Below are 16,530 nucleotides of genomic sequence, written 5' to 3' on the forward strand. Positions count from 1 at the left end.
GCTTTGGTGTGGTTAATTGATTTCCACGCTTACAAGGATAATACATAAAGAAGGGAATTGTATGCTTGCAGCTAGAGATATTTTTAAAGCCCATCAAGTATTAAAAAATGTAGTTGAACGGACTCCACTGGACTTTGACCGTTATTTATCTGAAAAATATGGGGCGACAGTTTATCTGAAGCGCGAAAATATGCAAAAGGTACGCTCCTTTAAGATTCGCGGTGCTTATTATGCCATTCACCAGCTATCTGAAGAGGATAAAAAAAGAGGAGTGGTCTGTGCTTCGGCGGGAAATCACGCGCAGGGAGTAGCTTTTACTTGCCATGAGATGAAAATCCCAGCGACTATATTTATGCCTGTTACGACACCCCAGCAAAAGATTGGACAAGTGCGATTTTTTGGTGGCGATTATGTAACCATTAAGTTGGTAGGAGATACGTTTGATGCATCTGCTAAGGCCGCGCAAGAATTTACCAAATCAGAACAACTGACCTTTATTGATCCTTTTGATGATCTAAATGTTCAGGCCGGTCAAGGAACGGTGGCTTACGAAATCCATGAACAAGCCCAAGAAGAAGGTGTTGATTTTGATCAGATCTTCGTTCCAGTTGGTGGGGGAGGTCTGATTTCAGGAGTTTCAACTTATATTAAGTATGTTGCACCTGGAATGGAAGTGATTGGAGTTGAGGCTTCAGGTGCTCAGAGTATGCAAGCCGCCTTTGATCACGGAGAGCCAGTTAAGTTAGAGGAGATTGACAAATTCGCGGACGGAATTGCTGTCCAAAAGGTTGGGCAATCAACTTATGAAGTGGCTCGTAAATATGTTGATAAACTGGTTGGTGTGGATGAAGGTCTGATTTCAGAGACTTTGATTGATATGTATTCAAAACAGGGGATCATTGCTGAGCCAGCAGGTGCAGCTTCCATTGCAGCTTTAGAAGTAATGAAAGAAGAAATCAAAGGCAAAAACGTTGTCTGCATTATTTCAGGGGGTAACAATGATATCAACCGGATGCAAGAAATGGAAGAACGCGCCCTTATTTACGATGGAATTAAGCACTATTTTGTGGTTAATTTTCCGCAACGCCCAGGAGCTCTTCGAGAATTTGTGAACAACATTTTAGGTGTCAATGATGATATCACGCGTTTTGAATATATCAAACGTGCCAACAAGGGAACAGGTCCAGTTTTAATCGGTATTGCCCTAGGTGATAAGAATGATTATCAAGCTTTGCTTTCACGCTTATCAGAGTTTGATCCTGGCTACATTAATCTTCATGGTAATGAGAGCCTATACAATCTCTTGGTCTGATTGAGTCTTTGATTACGATTAGGAAAGGAAGATTTGGTTTTGTTGCATACAAGGCTAAATCTTTTTTGATCTTCTAAGTTTTTTGAACATTGAAAAACACCGCAAAATCTCTGTCTTGTGGTGTTGATTTTTATTTATAGGTCAGGTGCTTAAAGGAACAACCTCATCAGTTCATGGGCTACACCGTCCTGATCATTTGTTAACCCCAGTTGTTGATCAGCAAAAGGCAGGAGACTAGTATTAGCATTTTTCATAGCATAGCCAGTACCAGCGAACTCTAACATTTCAGTGTCATTGTGTTCATCACCAAAAGCAATCAAATCTTTACGGTCAACATTCATGACATTTAAAAGATACTTCAAGGCAAAGGCCTTGTGAACTCCTTTGGGAGTACATTCAAGAATGTTGAGTGGCCCGCCCCAGGTATTGATGGTCAGCTCATGTTGGTAAAATGAACTCATTTGATCGGCTAGGGCATATTTATCTTCTGCTCGTGTCTGCAAGAGGATGACACTAGGATTCTTAGTGACGAGCTGAGGGTTAAACTGATTCTCAGGGACAAAAGCATTTACGCCAAATAATTGAGGATTGGCAATTTCTTCGTTGGTGTTGGTAATGTAAAATTTATTGCGGTACTCACCGGCAATAAAGTCTGCTTCAATTTCTTCTTCTCGAGCAACCATGTCAATTAGAAATGATTTATCCACTGTCAAAGATTGTTCAAATTTCCATTTCTTACCTGGTAGATGTGTTAGAGAGCCATTGAAGTTAATCATAGGAGTATCCAGCCCCAATTCTTCATAGTACTGGTGAGCCATGCGGTAGGGGCGACCAGTTGTAATGATGACCTTATGACCTTTTTGAGCGACTTTTTTTATGGTCTCTTTAGTAAAATCTGACAATTGACTTTGCGAATTAAGCAAAGTGCCATCTAGGTCTACAGCAATAATTTTATGCGCCATGTTAAATCCTCTTCATGTATGATAGTTCCTATTATAGCAGATTTTAAGTTTAATGGTAGTGATTTGTGTTATAATGAATTTCCAATGGTCGAGGCAGATGGTTGTAATGAACAATTAAATCTGGTTGGACTTTTTATTTCTAAGTAAGGAGTTTTCTTGTATGCGTAAAATTTTCATGATTCATTTATTTTTTCTATTGATTTCCTTGTTAGTATACATGGAAGGAATAACTAAGTCAGGTCCTGACTTAGTCTGGAACATGATGCTGGCTTTGATTGCCTATGATTTTGCTATTTTGACTCGTTATTTTAAACAGGCTTGGTTATTTCCCGTATTTTTCATCCTTTGGCTGGTCTTTTATCCTAATACTTTTTATATGATAACTGATATTGTTCATATGCATTGGGTTGGAGATACCTTATGGAATAAGACTAGTTTGCATTTGTTTATGGCTTTTGTTCCAAGCATCTTGTTTGGTGTATACTGTGGAATTGAAAGTTGGATCATTATTAGAGAGCGTTTGAGATTAACTTGGTGGCTGGACTTACTCGTAACAGGTGGCCTCTCTTTTATCTCTAGTTTAGCAATTTATATCGGTCGTTATGACCGCTTAAATACGTGGGATTTAATTAATAATCCCAGTCAAGTAGTTGAGAAGTTATTAGCTACTTTTCAAAGGGAACGCTTGTTTTTTATACTGGGGTTTACATTTATTCAGTTCATGAGTTTGGTTTTTATGGCAAGAGATGATAAAAAATAATAAAAATATAAACATTTGTCTTGAAAAGATGAATGTTTTTTTGTTATAATGGATTCGTTGTTCGTTTAAAACGAACTAAAATCTTTGTCTATAGATGGGAGTTATGAATTGGACAAGCTTTTTAAATTAAAGGAGAATGGTACGACCGTTCGTACAGAAATTCTCGCTGGCTTAACAACATTCTTTGCGATGAGTTATATTCTCTTTGTCAATCCAGCAATGCTATCTCAAACTGGTATGCCAGCACAAGGAGTATTTTTAGCAACAATTATTGGTGCTGTGGCGGGTACCTTGATGATGGCCTTTTATGCTAATCTGCCCTACGCACAAGCACCTGGGATGGGTCTGAATGCCTTTTTCACCTTTACAGTTGTCTTTAGTTTAGGCTATACTTGGCAGGAAGCTCTGGGAATGGTCTTCATCTGTGGAATCATTTCTTTGATTATTACCTTGACCAAGATTCGGAAGACCATTATTGAGTCTATTCCAGGATCCTTAAGAGCTGCAATTTCATCTGGTATTGGTGTTTTCTTAGCTTATGTAGGTATTAAAAATGCAGGCTTATTGAAGTTTTCTATTGACCCAGGGACCTATACAGTTGCTGGCGAAAGTGTCGAGAAAGCTCAATCGGCTATTACTGCTAACTCATCTGCTACGCCAGGCCTAGTTGCTTTTAATGATCCTGCTGTTTTAGTTGCCTTAGTAGGTTTAGCAATTACTGTCTTTTTTGTGGTAAAAGGAATTAAAGGCGGAGTTATTCTATCCATCTTTGCTACAACTGTGGTTGCCATTTCTGTTGGTTTGGTAAACCTATCCTTAATTGACTTGAGTCAAAATAATCTTGGTACTGCCTTTAAAGAGTTAGGAGAAATTTTTGGTGTAGCAATTGGTCCAAAAGGTTTAGGTGCTCTCTTCACTGATACGGCTCGTTTACCTCAGACTTTTATGGCTATTTTGGCCTTCTCATTGACAGATATTTTTGATACGATCGGAACCCTAATCGGTACAGGAGAAAAAGTTGGGATTGTGGCAAGTTCTGGAGAAAACCATGAATCTGAGAGATTGGATAAGGCTTTGTATTCAGACTTGATTGGGACTTCTATTGGGGCTATTGCCGGAACTTCAAACGTTACTACTTATGTAGAGTCAGCTGCGGGTATTGGAGCAGGTGGACGGACAGGTCTAACAGCTCTAGTTGTGGCAATCTGTTTTGCTATATCTAGCTTCTTTAGTCCTCTCTTGGCAATCGTTCCAACTGTTGCGACAGCTCCAATCTTGATTGTTGTTGGGATTATGATGCTGGGAAGTTTGAAAAATATCGAATGGGATGATTTGACTGAAGCAATCCCTGCTTTCTTCACTTCAATATTCATGGGATTCAGCTACAGCATTACTCATGGTATCGCAGCTGGTTTTATCATGTACGCTCTGGTCAAAACAGTAAAGGGACAGGCCAAAGAAGTTCATACTATGATTTGGATTTTAGATGCTCTCTTCATTTTAAACTTCGTCAGTCTGGCTTTAGCAAAATAATCAGAGAAGTTGGATTTATCCAGCTTCTTTTTTATGTTGTGATTTTATGCATGAAAAAAATTTTTCTGGTATAATAAGACTTATGTTTAGTCATAATGAAAATGAGCTGATTGCTATTGGTCAAAAAATAGGGCGATTGTTGCGAGCGCGTGATGTGCTGATTTTGTCAGGTGATTTGGGGGCTGGTAAAACAACCCTGACCAAGGGGATTGCTCAAGGCTTGGATATTAGGCAAATGATCAAGAGTCCTACCTATACCATTGTTCGAGAGTACGAAGGGCGGTTGCCACTCTATCATCTGGATGTTTACCGGATTGGAGAAGATCCGGATTCAATAGACCTAGATGACTTCCTCTATGGTGATGGGGTTACTGTTATCGAGTGGGGAGAGCTTTTGGAAGATAGTTTGCCACAAGATTACCTGAAGATTCAGCTTGTCAAAGAAGAAGACGGAAGGCGGATTTTATTCGAGGCTGTTGGACAAGGTTCAAAGGGGCTCTTGCAAAAGATAGAAAGCGAAATCCGTTAATGCCAAGAGAATATGATTTGCTACTGAGGGAAGCTGAAGCTAGTGATGCGGAACTTCTGATTGACTTTCTCAGCCAGATTGGTCAAGAGTCTGATTATACGACTTTGGATGAGGAGGGAGTTATGATGAGTGTGCAGCAAATGGCTGAATTTTTAGACTTACAGGCTTCCTTGGAAAATCGAATTTCAATTCTGGCTTTCCTAGATGAAAACTTGGCCGGACTAATCAATATTACTGCTGATCGTCATGCGCGTGTTTGCCATATTGGCGATCTGTTCATTGCTGTAAGAAAATCATACTGGAACCAAGGTTTGGGTAGGATTCTCATGGAGGAAGCCATTGATTGGGCTAGCCAGTCTGGTGTGATCCGCAAATTAGCTCTAAGTGTGCAAGTAAGAAATGAACGAGCAGTGCATCTCTATCAAAGTTTAGGCTTTGAGATTGAAGGCTTACAAAAACGTGGAGCCTATCTAGACGAAGGGAAATTTCTAGATGTTTACCTCATGGGAAAACTGATAGATTAAAAATATATGTTTAAAAAGACCTTATTAATGTTTTTAAGTTTATTGCTGGTGACAGTCATGGGAGTGGGGGCCTATGCCTGGACTATTTATGATCAATCTACTGGGGAACTCTCGAAGACCTATAAGAGTCTGGGAGGAGAAACAGATGTTATCTCTGCTACGAAACCTATGACGATTCTTCTGATGGGAGTGGATACAGGTAGTGGCTCTCGTGAAGATACATGGGCTGGAAATAGTGATAGTATGATTCTAATGTCTGTCAATCCAACAACTAAGAAGACAGTTATGATGAGTTTGGAAAGAGATATTCTTACCAAATTTAAGGATAAAGATGGTGAAACAGTTGAGGCAAAATTAAACTCAGCCTATGCTTCAGGTGGGGCTAAGTTGGCTATTTCCACTATCCAGGAGATGATGAATATTCATATCGATCGCTATGTTTTGATTAATATGAAGGGCCTTGTTCAATTGGTGGATGCTGTCGGGGGCATTACAGTTAATAATACCTTTGATTTTCCAATCTCCATCGAAGAAAATGAACCGGAATACACAGCTAAGATTGAGCCGGGTGTTCAAAAGATTAATGGGGACCAAGCCTTGGTATACGCTCGGATGCGCTATCAAGATCCAGAAGGAGACTATGGTCGTCAAAAACGCCAACGTGAAGTGATCAAAAAAGTTGTTGAGAAGGTTCTCAGTCTAAATAGTGTGAGTCACTACCAGGCCATTTTGAAGGCAGTTAGTTCAAATATGCAAACCAATATTGAATTAACATCTGGAAGTATACCTCAGCTTTTGGGCTACAAGGATGCTTTCAGACGAATTGATAGCCAGCAATTACGAGGCGAAGATGCGACTCTAGCTGATGGTGGAAGTTACCAAATCGTGACACGTGACCACTTGTTAGAAATGCAAAATATCTTGCGTAAGTCACTTGGATTAAGTACTTTGTCAAAATTAGAGACGAATGCAGTCTTGTATGATGAAATAGATGGAAGTGGTGGGCCTTCAACAAGTTCTTCTGCTGGCTATTCTTCGTCCTTATCGGATGCGACGGACACAGAAACGACTTATTCAAATAATACTTACTCTTATTCAACTCCGGCTAGTACCAGTCAGGGGAATACAATTACATCACCTAGTTCAGTGGATCAGACGGCAACGGCAACGCCTACTGGCCAGGAACAATCTACTACAACTGGGACAGAAGCGCAATAAGAACAAAGAGTCAAGCTTTCAGTATGAAAACTTGACTCTTTTTGATTCTAATTATTTTTTTGTTTGATAGGAGAAGATTCCCAAATATCTTGAATTTCAGCAAATCTTGCTTGCGCTTCTTGATTAAAAACATTGATCTTATATTGGAGGTCTTTGCTTATATCTTCCAGTGTGCTTTTTTGCTCTCTTAGGTAACTTAAGTTAGCTTGGATTTCAGATAGGCTGTCTTGTGCTTTGTGTAATAATTGACCAGTATCACTGATTTCGTCTGTAATGCTTTCGCGATTTTTTACCAGTAAGTAACTAGTGACGGCTGCTCCGGTAAAGAGAAAGAGGTTAGATAATTTCATTATAAGCCTCCTAATCTATAGCTTGAGAAATTTCTGCTGCCAAGCGACTTAGTTCAGAAAAGTCAGGTTCATGAGCAACAAAGGTTAGTTTTAAATCGTCATTTTCATCATAGCGTGGCGCTAAATGAACATGGGTATGAAAAACAGTTTGGCCGGCAATTTCTTCGTTATTATTAATGATATTCATGCCTGCCGCACCAGTTGCTTTCATAACTTTACGGGCGATTTGAGGCACACGTTCGAAGAGTTGACTAGAACTGTTTCCGTCCATGTCCAGAAGGTTACGAAAGTGTTGCTTGGGGACAACAAGTGTGTGACCAGGCGTTACTTGTGAAATATCAAGAAAGGCTAGAACGGCTTCGTCTTCATAGACTTTAGCCGCAGGGATGTCTCCTGCAATAATTTTACAAAAAATACAATCTGTCATAAAATGCACCTCTTTGGCTAGATTTTGATATAATAGAGGAGACTGCAATACAGAGCTCACCGTCTTAAAAAGGAGACGTTTTGCTGAGTTAAGAGCAGTACCCACAATACAGATATTATACCAGAAATTGGAGAAAAAATGTTAGAAATAAAAGGGCTTACAGGTGGCTATGTCAATATTCCTGTTTTGAAAGATGTCAGTTTTGAAGTTGGAGACGGTCAGCTTGTTGGACTGATTGGTCTAAACGGGGCTGGAAAGTCAACAACCATCAATGAAATAATCGGTCTCTTGACGCCTTATCAAGGAGAAATTTTGATAGATGGTTTGAGCCTGAAGTCAGACAGGACAGCCTATCGCAAAAAGATTGGTTTTATCCCTGAAACACCGAGTCTCTATGAAGAATTAACCTTGAAGGAACATATTGAGACGGTTGCTATGGCCTATGATATTGACTCGCAAACAGCTATAGATCGAGTAGATAAATTACTTCAGGTCTTTCGTCTTAAAGACAAGTTAGATTGGTTTCCGGTCAATTTTTCAAAGGGAATGAAGCAGAAGGTTATGATCATCTGTGCCTTTGTGATTGACCCTAGTTTGTTTATTGTGGATGAACCCTTTTTAGGATTGGATCCTCTGGCCATCTCCGATTTGATTGAGCTCTTGGCAGAAGAAAAGGCTAAAGGGAAGTCTATCCTGATGAGTACTCATGTGCTTGATTCGGCAGAGAAAATGTGTGATTCTTTTGTTATCTTGCACAAGGGTCAGGTACGGGCTAAAGGAAATTTAGCACAGTTGAGAGAAGAATTTTCATTGCCAGAAGCAAGTCTCAATGAAATCTACCTAGCTTTGACAGAAGAGGCTGCCCTATGAGAGAAGTATTTGCTAAGCGCAGACTGGATTTTCGGAACCAGTGTGTAAAATATCTGCGCTATGTTTTGAATGACCACTTTGTTCTATTTTTAATGGTTTTCTTGGGTTTTACAGCGGTTCAATACAGCCAGTTGCTTCGAAATTTTCCTAAGAATCATTTGCCTATCTGGCTAGACTTAGTCCTCCTTTCACTGGGCTTGGTTTTTATGGGCAGGATTGCTACTTATCTTGAAAAGCCAGATAGCCTCTTTCTTTTGGCTAAGGAAGAAGAAGTCCGTGTCTATGTCGGAAAACAAACGAGAAATTCTTTTATTCTTTGGGGAATTTTGCAAACCTTGGTTTTGCTTCTCTTGGCACCTCTTTTTCTAGCTTTAGGTGTGCCTATATGGGGATTTGCTCTATATTGTTTATTCCTATTTGCTTTGAAAGCTCTGGTATTTCAATGGAAAAGTCGGAAATTCTATTTGCAGGAAGGGCTTGATTGGAAGTCTCTAATTGCCTACGAAGAGAGACGCAAACAGCGAATTTTGCAATTTTTTGCTCTCTTTACGAATGTTAAGGGAATATCAAGTAGCGTAAAAAGACGAGCTTATTTAGATTTCTTGACCAATCGCCTGTCCAAGAATCAAGAGAAAGTTTGGGACAATCTCTTCTTGCGCTCTTATTTGAGAAATGGGGACTTTTTTGCTCTTAGTCTACGTTTGTTGATTTTATCTTTGCTGATCATTATTTTTCTGCCTCAAAGCATGATTGCAACAGTGTTTGTCGGTATTTTTCAGTACCTCTTGCTCTTTCAGCTTCTAGCCTTGTATGATGCTTATGATTATCAATATTTAATCAAACTCTTCCCTCTAGAGGAAAGTGCAAAGGTAAAAGGAGCTAAACGAGTTATCACTAGCATTGGAGCAGTCGTATTAATCGTAGAATTATTGACAGCTCTGCTATTTTTTAAAGAAAAAATAATGGTCCTTTTTATCCTTCTTGTATACCTGATACTTTACGCAGTTTATCTGCCTTATAAGCTTAAAGGATTGGTTGACGAAAGGGCTTAAAACTAGTAAAATAGATTGGAAACTTTGATGGAGGGTAAGAATGGACTTGAACGATAATGAACTGACCCTAACGCCTATAAATGGTAAGAGCGGGAAGGCTTATATGGGCAGTTATCCTGATGGAGAGCGTGTATTTGTGAAGATGAATACGACTCCAATTTTGGCAGGGCTTGCTAAGGAACAAATTGCTCCGCAACTTCTATGGAGCCGTCGTCTTCCTGATGGCAATGTGATGACTGCACAAGAATGGCTGTCTGGTGAAATTTTAGGACCAGATGGTTTGGAAAGAAAGCAAATTTTTGATATTTTAATCCGACTGCACCGGTCACGGCCACTGATGACTCAGTTGACAAAACTAGGTTACGCTTTAGAACATCCTAATGATCTCTTAGATAACTGGGTAGAAAAAGTGCCTATGGCCTTGAAGAGCAACCAGTATTTACAGTCCATCATTGCAGACTTACGTAAAAACTTGCCTGCCTTCCGAGAAGATTATGCAACTATTGTGCATGGAGATGTACGCCATAGTAACTGGGTAGAAACAAGGAGTGGATTGATATACCTCGTTGATTGGGATTCTGTCCGCTTAACAGATAGAATGTTCGACGTGGCGCATTTGCTCAGTCACTATATTCCAGAAGCACGTTGGGAAGAATGGCTGATTTATTATGGCTATAAATACAATGAAAAGGTTTTAGAGAAGCTCTACTGGTACAGCCAGTATAGCTACCTTTGCCAAGTCGCAAAGTATTATGAGAATAACGATTTAGAAAATGTGAACCGTGAAATTTATGCCTTGCGCAATTTCCGGGCCAAATACAGAAAGGAATCATGAGAGTAAGAAATCGCAAGGGGGCTACAGAGCTTCTAGAAGCCAATCCCCAATATGTCGTCTTAAACCCAGCTGATGCTAAAGGAAAATGGCAGGAGCTTTTTGGTAATGATCACCCGATTCATATTGAAGTTGGAAGTGGTAAAGGGGCCTTTATTACTGGTATGGCCAAGGCCAATCCAAATATCAATTATATCGGAATTGATATTCAAAAATCAGTTCTCAGCTATGCTCTTGACAAGGTCTTGGCAACCGATGTTCCTAATATCAAATTGCTCTGGGTGGATGGTTCTGATTTGACCAATTATTTTGCTGACGGGGAAATTGAGCGACTTTATTTGAATTTTTCTGATCCTTGGCCCAAAAAACGCCATGAGAAACGACGCTTAACCTATAAGTCTTTTCTGGACACCTTTAAGCAGATTTTACCTGAAAAAGGAGAAGTCCATTTTAAGACAGACAATCGTGGTTTGTTTGAGTACAGCCTGGTTAGCTTTTCTCAGTATGGTATGAAGCTGAAAGGGGTCTGGCTTGACTTACATGCGAGCGACTTTGAAGGAAATGTTCTGACAGAGTATGAACAAAAATTTTCTAGCAAAGGACAGGTTATTTACCGAGTAGAAGCAGTATTTTAATAAAAAATGCTGAAAAAGCCTCTATCTCTTGCTTTTTAAAGAGAGGAGTGCTATAATATAGTTTAGTGAATATTAGAAAGTGAGGCGGAGATCATTCTTCGCCTCTTATCTATGAGGAGGTGCAGTCTTATCGCAACAATTGTAGAGTTAGTAACGGCAGTGATTGAGCCAGCTATTACAGCGCCATTTGAATTGGTAGATGTAGAGTATGGCAAGATAGGTAGCGACTATGTCCTAAGTGTTTTTGTGGACAAGCCAGAAGGAATCACCGTCAATGATACAGCTGATTTGACAGATATTATCAGTCCCTTGCTGGATACGATTAAGCCGGACCCCTTTCCTGAGCAGTACTTCCTTGAAGTGACTAGCCCTGGCTTGGAGCGACCACTTAAGACCAAAGAGCAGGTGGAAGCAGCAGTTGGTCAATATATTCATGTTGGTTTGTATAAATCCTTGGACAAACAAAAGGTCTTTGAAGGGACCTTGCTCCAGTTTAAAGAGGATGTTCTGACCTTAGAATATATGGACAAAACCCGTAAGAAAGAAATTGATATTCCCTATAGTCTTGTTTCCAAGGCAAGACTCGCTGTTAAGTTTTAGAAATAAAAGAAAGGATTGCTTTTGCCTAGCAAAAGCGAAGAAAACATGAGTAAAGAAATGCTAGATGCTTTCCGCATCTTAGAAGAAGACAAAGGTATCAAAAAAGAAGACATTATCGACGCAGTAAAAGAATCTCTTCGTTCTGCTTATCGTCGCCGTTATGGTCAAGCTGATAGTGCTTTGATTGATTTTGATGAGAAAAAGGGTGACTTCCATGTTTATACAGTTCGTGAAGTTGTAGACGAAGTTTTTGACAGTCGTTTAGAAATCAGTTTGAAAGATGCGCTTGCTATTAGTTCTGCTTATGAGCTAGGAGATAAGATTAAATTTGAAGAAGCTCCTGTTGAGTTTGGTCGTGTTGCCGCTCAGTCTGCTAAACAGACTATTATGGAAAAAATGCGCAAGCAAACTCGTACTATCACTTATAACACTTATAAGGAACATGAAAATGAAATCATGTCAGGTACGGTAGAACGCTTTGATAACCGTTTTATCTATGTAAACCTAGGTAGTATTGAAGCCCAACTTTCTAAACAAGATCAAATTCCTGGAGAAGTCTTTGCTTCACATGATCGGATCGAAGTATTTGTTTACAAGGTTGAAGACAACCCTCGTGGAGTGAATGTCTTTGTAAGCCGTAGCCATCCTGAAATGATTAAACGTCTGATGGAACAAGAAATCCCAGAAGTTTACGATGGAACTGTAGAAATCATGAGTGTGGCACGTGAAGCAGGTGACCGTACTAAGGTCGCTGTCCGCAGTCATAATCCAAATGTTGATGCTATCGGTACTATCGTCGGTCGTGGCGGAGCTAATATCAAGAAAATCACTAGCAAGTTCCACCCAGCAAAATACGATGCTAAGAGCGACCGTATGGTTCCTGTTGAAGAAAACATCGATGTCATCGAATGGGTAGCAGATCCAGCTGAATTCATCTACAATGCTATTGCACCAGCTGAAGTTGACCAAGTTATCTTTAACGTAGAAGATAATAAACGTGCTTTAGTGGTCGTTCCAGATAATAAGTTGTCTTTGGCCATCGGCCGTCGCGGACAAAACGTTCGCTTGGCTGCTCACTTGACAGGCTATCGTATTGATATCAAATCAGCAAGTGAGTTTGAAGCGATGGAAGCAGCTAATGAATTGGGTGGCTTTGGAGAAGTGGCAGAGGAAGTTGTCTACGAAGATGATGCAAATCTGACCTATACGGACCAGGCAGTGGAAGAAATGGCGGCAGCAGCACTAGCAACAGACCTTGAAGAAAGCGAAGTTACAGAGCTAGACTAAGGGGGCAAGCATGGCAAAAACACGAAAAATCCCTTTAAGAAAATCAGTTGTTTCAAACCAAGTGATTGACAAACGTGATTTACTGCGAATTGTTAAAAACAAGGAAGGTCAAGTATTTATTGACCCAACCGGTAAGGCAAATGGCCGCGGCGCTTATATCAAACTGGATAACGAAGAAGCGCTTCAAGCTAAAAAGAAACAAGTCTTTAATCGCAGTTTTAATATGGAAGTGGACGAAGCTTTCTATGATGAATTGATTGCTTATGTTGATCACAAAGTGAAAAGAAGAGAGTTAGGTCTTGAATAAACAACAAGTCGCAAATCTACTAGGTCTGGCTCAAAGAGCAGGTCGCATTATCTCTGGTGAAGAATTAGTCGTTAAGGCCATTCAAGAAGGAAAGGCCAAACTGGTTTTTCTAGCCTATGATGCCGCTCCAAATTTGAGTAAAAAAATTAATGATAAAAGCCACTATTACCAAGTAGATGTATCAACCGTGTTTTCAACACTGGAATTGAGCTCTGCGATTGGTAAAGCAAGAAAAGTGCTTGCCATCACAGATGCTGGTTTTACAAAGAAAATGAGGTCTATTATGCAATAGAACAGGAGGACAAGGATTTGTCTAAAAAAAGATTATACGAAATCGCAAAAGAACTGGGAAAAGAAAGTAAGGAAATTGTTCAGCGGGCAAAAGAGCTAGGCTTGGATGTTAAAAGTCATTCATCAAGTGTTGAAGCTGCTGCTGCGGATAAGATTGTAGCCAGTTTTGCTTCTGCAAAAAAAGCAGTGGTTGCTGCCTCTGAGTCTAAAGCAAAACCAAGTACTGAACCAATAAAAACAGAGGCGACACCGACCAAGTCTGCAAATGATAAGACTGAACAGGCAACAAACAAGCCGTCACCTAGCCCAGCATCATCTCCTAAGCCTGTGGAAGAAGCTAGTGCAAAAGCCCCAGCTAGTAAGCAAGAACAAGCACAAGGAACTACTGCTCCAAAAGTTACACGTCCACAAAGTCGTAACTTTAAAGCGGAAAGAGAGGCACGGGCGAAAGAGCAGGCAGAGCGTCGTAAACAACAGGGTCAACAAAGACCGCAAGGAAACCGCAATGATCGCAACGATCGCCGAAATAACCAAAACGATCGCAATGACCGTAATAGTCAAAATCGCAATGATCGCCGTAATCGTCAAGAGCAAGGCAATCAACATCGCAATCAAGGTCAATCACAATACAATCAACAACGCCAGTCCTTTAACCAGGGGCCTAAGATTGACTTTAAAGCGCGGGCAGCAGCCTTGAAAGCTGAGCAAAATGCTGAGTATGCTCGTTCTAGTGAAGAGCGCTTCAAACAGGCTAAGGCTAACAAGGAAGCTTTGCGGGAGCAGAATAAGCGTAAAGAACAAGCTAAATTGGAAGATTTATTTGTAGAAGTAGAATCTCCAAAACCTACAGCGCAAGCACCAGCAACACCGGCTCCAACAACTCAAGAGCCTGCTGTAGATACGCGTCGGAAGAAACAAGCACGACCAGATAAGGAACGTGATAACTTTGATCACGAAGAAGATGGTCCAAGAAAACAACAAAAGAATCGAAGCAGTCAAAATCAAGTGAGAAATCAAAAGAATAGTAATTGGAATAACAATAAGAAAACGAAAAAAGGCAAAAACAATCGGAATAATAATGCGACTCCAAAACCTGTTACAGAGCGTAAATTCCATGAATTGCCAACAGAATTTGAATATACAGATGGCATGACCGTGGCAGAAATTGCAAAACGGATCAAACGTGAACCAGCAGAAATCGTTAAGAAGCTCTTTATGATGGGCGTTATGGCAACGCAAAACCAATCTCTTGACGGTGATACAATTGAACTCCTTATGGTAGACTATGGTATCGAAGCTAAGAAGAAGGTCGAAGTTGACACTGCTGATATTGAACGTTTCTTTGTCGAAGAAGGCTACATCAATGAAGATGCTTTAGAAGAACGTCCACCAGTTGTGACTATCATGGGTCACGTTGACCATGGTAAAACAACGCTCTTGGATACCCTTCGTAATTCACGCGTTGCGACAGGTGAAGCGGGAGGAATTACTCAGCATATCGGTGCCTACCAAATCGTCGAAGGTGGCAAGAAGATTACCTTCCTAGATACGCCAGGACACGCGGCCTTCACATCTATGCGGGCTCGTGGTGCGTCTGTTACAGATATCACTATCCTGGTCGTTGCAGCTGACGATGGCGTTATGCCTCAGACTATTGAAGCGATCAACCACTCAAAAGCAGCTAACGTTCCAATCATTGTTGCTATCAACAAGATTGATAAGCCTGGTGCCAATCCTGAACGTGTTATCGGTGAATTGGCAGAGCATGGTGTTATGTCAACAGCTTGGGGAGGAGACTCTGAGTTTGTAGAAATCTCAGCTAAGTTCAACCAAAACATCGATGAATTATTGGAAACAGTCCTACTTGTAGCAGAGATCCAAGAACTTAAGGCTGACCCAACAGTCCGTGCAATCGGTACCGTTATCGAAGCACGTTTGGATAAAGGAAAAGGTGCTGTTGCGACCTTGCTTGTCCAACAAGGTACCTTGAATGTTCAAGATCCTATCGTTGTTGGTAATACCTTTGGTCGTGTCCGTGCGATGACCAATGATTTGGGTCGTCGTGTCAAAGTGGCTGGTCCATCTACACCAGTTTCTATCACAGGTCTGAACGAAACACCAATGGCTGGTGATCATTTCGCTGTTTATGAAGATGAAAAAGCTGCGCGTGCAGCCGGTGAAGAACGTGCTAAACGGGCTTTGCTGAAGCAACGTCAAGCCACTCACCGTGTCAGTCTTGAAAATCTCTTTGATACCCTTAAAGCGGGTGAAGTGAAGTCTGTTAATGTCATCATCAAAGCCGATGTGCAAGGTTCTGTTGAAGCCTTGGCTGCTTCCCTACAAAAGATTGAAGTAGAGGGTGTGAAGGTAACTATCGTCCACTCAGCGGTTGGTGCTATCAATGAATCAGACGTAACCTTGGCTGAAGCTTCAAATGCCGTTATTATCGGTTTCAATGTCCGTCCTACACCACAAGCTCGTCAGCAAGCTGAGTCTGACAGCGTTGAAATTCGTCTCCACAGCATCATCTACAAGGTTATCGAAGAAGTGGAAGACGCCATGAAGGGAATGCTGGACCCAGAATACCAAGAAAAAATTATCGGTGAAGCCCTTATCCGTGAAACCTTCAAGGTTTCTAAAGTTGGTACCATCGGTGGATTTATGGTTATCAGCGGTAAAGTTACCCGTGACTCTAAGGTCCGTGTGATTCGTGACGGCGTCGTGATCTATGACGGCCAACTGGCTAGTTTGAAGCACTTCAAAGACGATGTCAAAGAAGTTACAAACGGCCGTGAAGGTGGTCTCATGATTGAAGGCTATAATGATATTCAAGTAGATGATACAATTGAAGCCTACATCATGGAAGAAATTAAAAAATAAAAGCTAAATCCTGAAGTTTTTAAGTCCGTATTCATGAGATCAATGTTGATAGGGGTGATAGATTCTACTGAAATCCTAGATCAAGTCATTTCTCAAAATGAGACGGTTAGCTTCTATAACCAAATAAAAATAAGCTAGGCTGAGCCTAGCTTATCTTACAG

Annotated in this window: 17 protein-coding genes and 2 pseudogenes; 16 read left to right on the top strand and 3 right to left on the bottom strand. The window is 40.6% G+C overall.

Annotated features, from left to right (window positions below; genetic code table 11):
* The first annotated feature begins 61 nt into the window (after positions 1-61).
* Positions 62-1,312: a threonine ammonia-lyase IlvA gene (gene ilvA / locus AWH02_RS05570; protein ID WP_060552977.1), complete on the top strand. Its 1,251-nt coding sequence runs from the start codon at positions 62-64 to the stop codon at positions 1,310-1,312.
* Between the two features lie 149 nt (positions 1,313-1,461).
* Here the strand turns inward: ilvA and AWH02_RS05575 are convergent, their stop codons facing one another.
* Positions 1,462-2,274, bottom strand: coding sequence for a Cof-type HAD-IIB family hydrolase (locus AWH02_RS05575; RefSeq protein ID WP_060552976.1), 813 nt, complete (start codon positions 2,272-2,274; stop codon positions 1,462-1,464).
* A gap of 160 nt (positions 2,275-2,434) precedes the next feature.
* On the opposite strand from AWH02_RS05575, the gene AWH02_RS05580 reads away from it, so the two are divergent.
* The 5 genes from AWH02_RS05580 to lytR all read left to right on the top strand — a co-directional run bounded on the left by AWH02_RS05580 (position 2,435) and on the right by lytR (position 6,838).
* Positions 2,435-3,034, top strand: coding sequence for a DUF1361 domain-containing protein (locus AWH02_RS05580; RefSeq protein WP_045505858.1), 600 nt, complete (start codon positions 2,435-2,437; stop codon positions 3,032-3,034).
* Between the two features lie 108 nt (positions 3,035-3,142).
* Positions 3,143-4,567: an NCS2 family permease gene (locus AWH02_RS05585; protein WP_045505861.1), complete on the top strand. Its 1,425-nt coding sequence runs from the start codon at positions 3,143-3,145 to the stop codon at positions 4,565-4,567.
* 82 nt (positions 4,568-4,649) lie between these two features.
* Positions 4,650-5,096 carry a tRNA (adenosine(37)-N6)-threonylcarbamoyltransferase complex ATPase subunit type 1 TsaE gene (tsaE, locus tag AWH02_RS05590; protein ID WP_060552975.1) on the top strand — a complete coding sequence of 149 codons (447 nt, stop codon included), beginning with the start codon at positions 4,650-4,652 and terminating at the stop codon, positions 5,094-5,096.
* A complete protein-coding gene (locus AWH02_RS05595) occupies positions 5,096-5,620 on the top strand; it encodes a GNAT family N-acetyltransferase (RefSeq protein ID WP_060552974.1) in 525 nt (174 codons plus the stop codon). Before tsaE ends, AWH02_RS05595 begins: the two co-directional genes overlap by 1 nt.
* A gap of 6 nt (positions 5,621-5,626) precedes the next feature.
* A complete protein-coding gene (lytR, locus tag AWH02_RS05600; protein ID WP_060552973.1) occupies positions 5,627-6,838 on the top strand; it encodes a glycopolymer--peptidoglycan transferase LytR in 1,212 nt (403 codons plus the stop codon).
* 47 nt (positions 6,839-6,885) lie between these two features.
* Here lytR and AWH02_RS05605 read toward each other — a convergent pair whose 3' ends face one another.
* Positions 6,886-7,188 carry a hypothetical protein gene (locus AWH02_RS05605; RefSeq protein WP_008808540.1) on the bottom strand — a complete coding sequence of 101 codons (303 nt, stop codon included), beginning with the start codon at positions 7,186-7,188 and terminating at the stop codon, positions 6,886-6,888.
* A gap of 10 nt (positions 7,189-7,198) precedes the next feature.
* A complete protein-coding gene (locus AWH02_RS05610) occupies positions 7,199-7,615 on the bottom strand; it encodes an HIT family protein (RefSeq protein ID WP_060552972.1) in 417 nt (138 codons plus the stop codon).
* 138 nt (positions 7,616-7,753) lie between these two features.
* Between AWH02_RS05610 and AWH02_RS05615 the strand changes: the two genes are divergently transcribed.
* From AWH02_RS05615 to infB, 10 genes and pseudogenes are all read left to right on the top strand, one after another.
* Positions 7,754-8,485: an ABC transporter ATP-binding protein gene (locus AWH02_RS05615; protein ID WP_060552971.1), complete on the top strand. Its 732-nt coding sequence runs from the start codon at positions 7,754-7,756 to the stop codon at positions 8,483-8,485.
* Positions 8,482-9,537 carry an ABC transporter permease gene (locus tag AWH02_RS05620; protein ID WP_060552970.1) on the top strand — a complete coding sequence of 352 codons (1,056 nt, stop codon included), beginning with the start codon at positions 8,482-8,484 and terminating at the stop codon, positions 9,535-9,537. The genes AWH02_RS05615 and AWH02_RS05620 overlap by 4 nt, the downstream gene beginning before the upstream one ends.
* A gap of 40 nt (positions 9,538-9,577) precedes the next feature.
* Complete coding sequence (gene ccrZ, locus AWH02_RS05625; RefSeq protein ID WP_008808544.1) at positions 9,578-10,372, top strand: cell cycle regulator CcrZ; 795 nt, start codon at positions 9,578-9,580, stop codon at positions 10,370-10,372.
* Entirely contained in the window at positions 10,369-11,004 is a 636-nt protein-coding gene (gene trmB, locus AWH02_RS05630; RefSeq protein WP_045505881.1) for a tRNA (guanosine(46)-N7)-methyltransferase TrmB, read from the top strand. Before ccrZ ends, trmB begins: the two co-directional genes overlap by 4 nt.
* 111 nt (positions 11,005-11,115) lie before the next feature.
* Positions 11,116-11,604: a ribosome maturation factor RimP gene (gene rimP, locus AWH02_RS05635; protein WP_012000044.1), complete on the top strand. Its 489-nt coding sequence runs from the start codon at positions 11,116-11,118 to the stop codon at positions 11,602-11,604.
* 45 nt (positions 11,605-11,649) lie between these two features.
* The gene (nusA, locus tag AWH02_RS05640; RefSeq protein WP_060553305.1) at positions 11,650-12,891 is read left to right on the top strand and encodes a transcription termination factor NusA; all 1,242 of its coding nucleotides are present in this window, start codon (positions 11,650-11,652) and stop codon (positions 12,889-12,891) included.
* 10 nt (positions 12,892-12,901) lie between these two features.
* Positions 12,902-13,198, top strand: coding sequence for an RNase P modulator RnpM (gene rnpM, locus AWH02_RS05645; RefSeq protein ID WP_008808548.1), 297 nt, complete (start codon positions 12,902-12,904; stop codon positions 13,196-13,198).
* Positions 13,191-13,490: a YlxQ-related RNA-binding protein gene (locus AWH02_RS05650; protein ID WP_060552969.1), complete on the top strand. Its 300-nt coding sequence runs from the start codon at positions 13,191-13,193 to the stop codon at positions 13,488-13,490. The genes rnpM and AWH02_RS05650 overlap by 8 nt, the downstream gene beginning before the upstream one ends.
* A gap of 17 nt (positions 13,491-13,507) precedes the next feature.
* A pseudogene (locus AWH02_RS11320) lies at positions 13,508-13,637 on the top strand (translation initiation factor IF-2 N-terminal domain-containing protein); the annotation flags it as partial.
* 503 nt (positions 13,638-14,140) lie between these two features.
* Positions 14,141-16,369 (top strand): annotated as a pseudogene (infB, locus tag AWH02_RS05655) (translation initiation factor IF-2); the annotation flags it as partial.
* Positions 16,370-16,530 lie beyond the last annotated feature (161 nt).

Source organism: Streptococcus gordonii (assembly GCF_001553855.1).
Taxonomy (GTDB): Bacteria; Bacillota; Bacilli; order Lactobacillales; family Streptococcaceae; genus Streptococcus; species Streptococcus gordonii.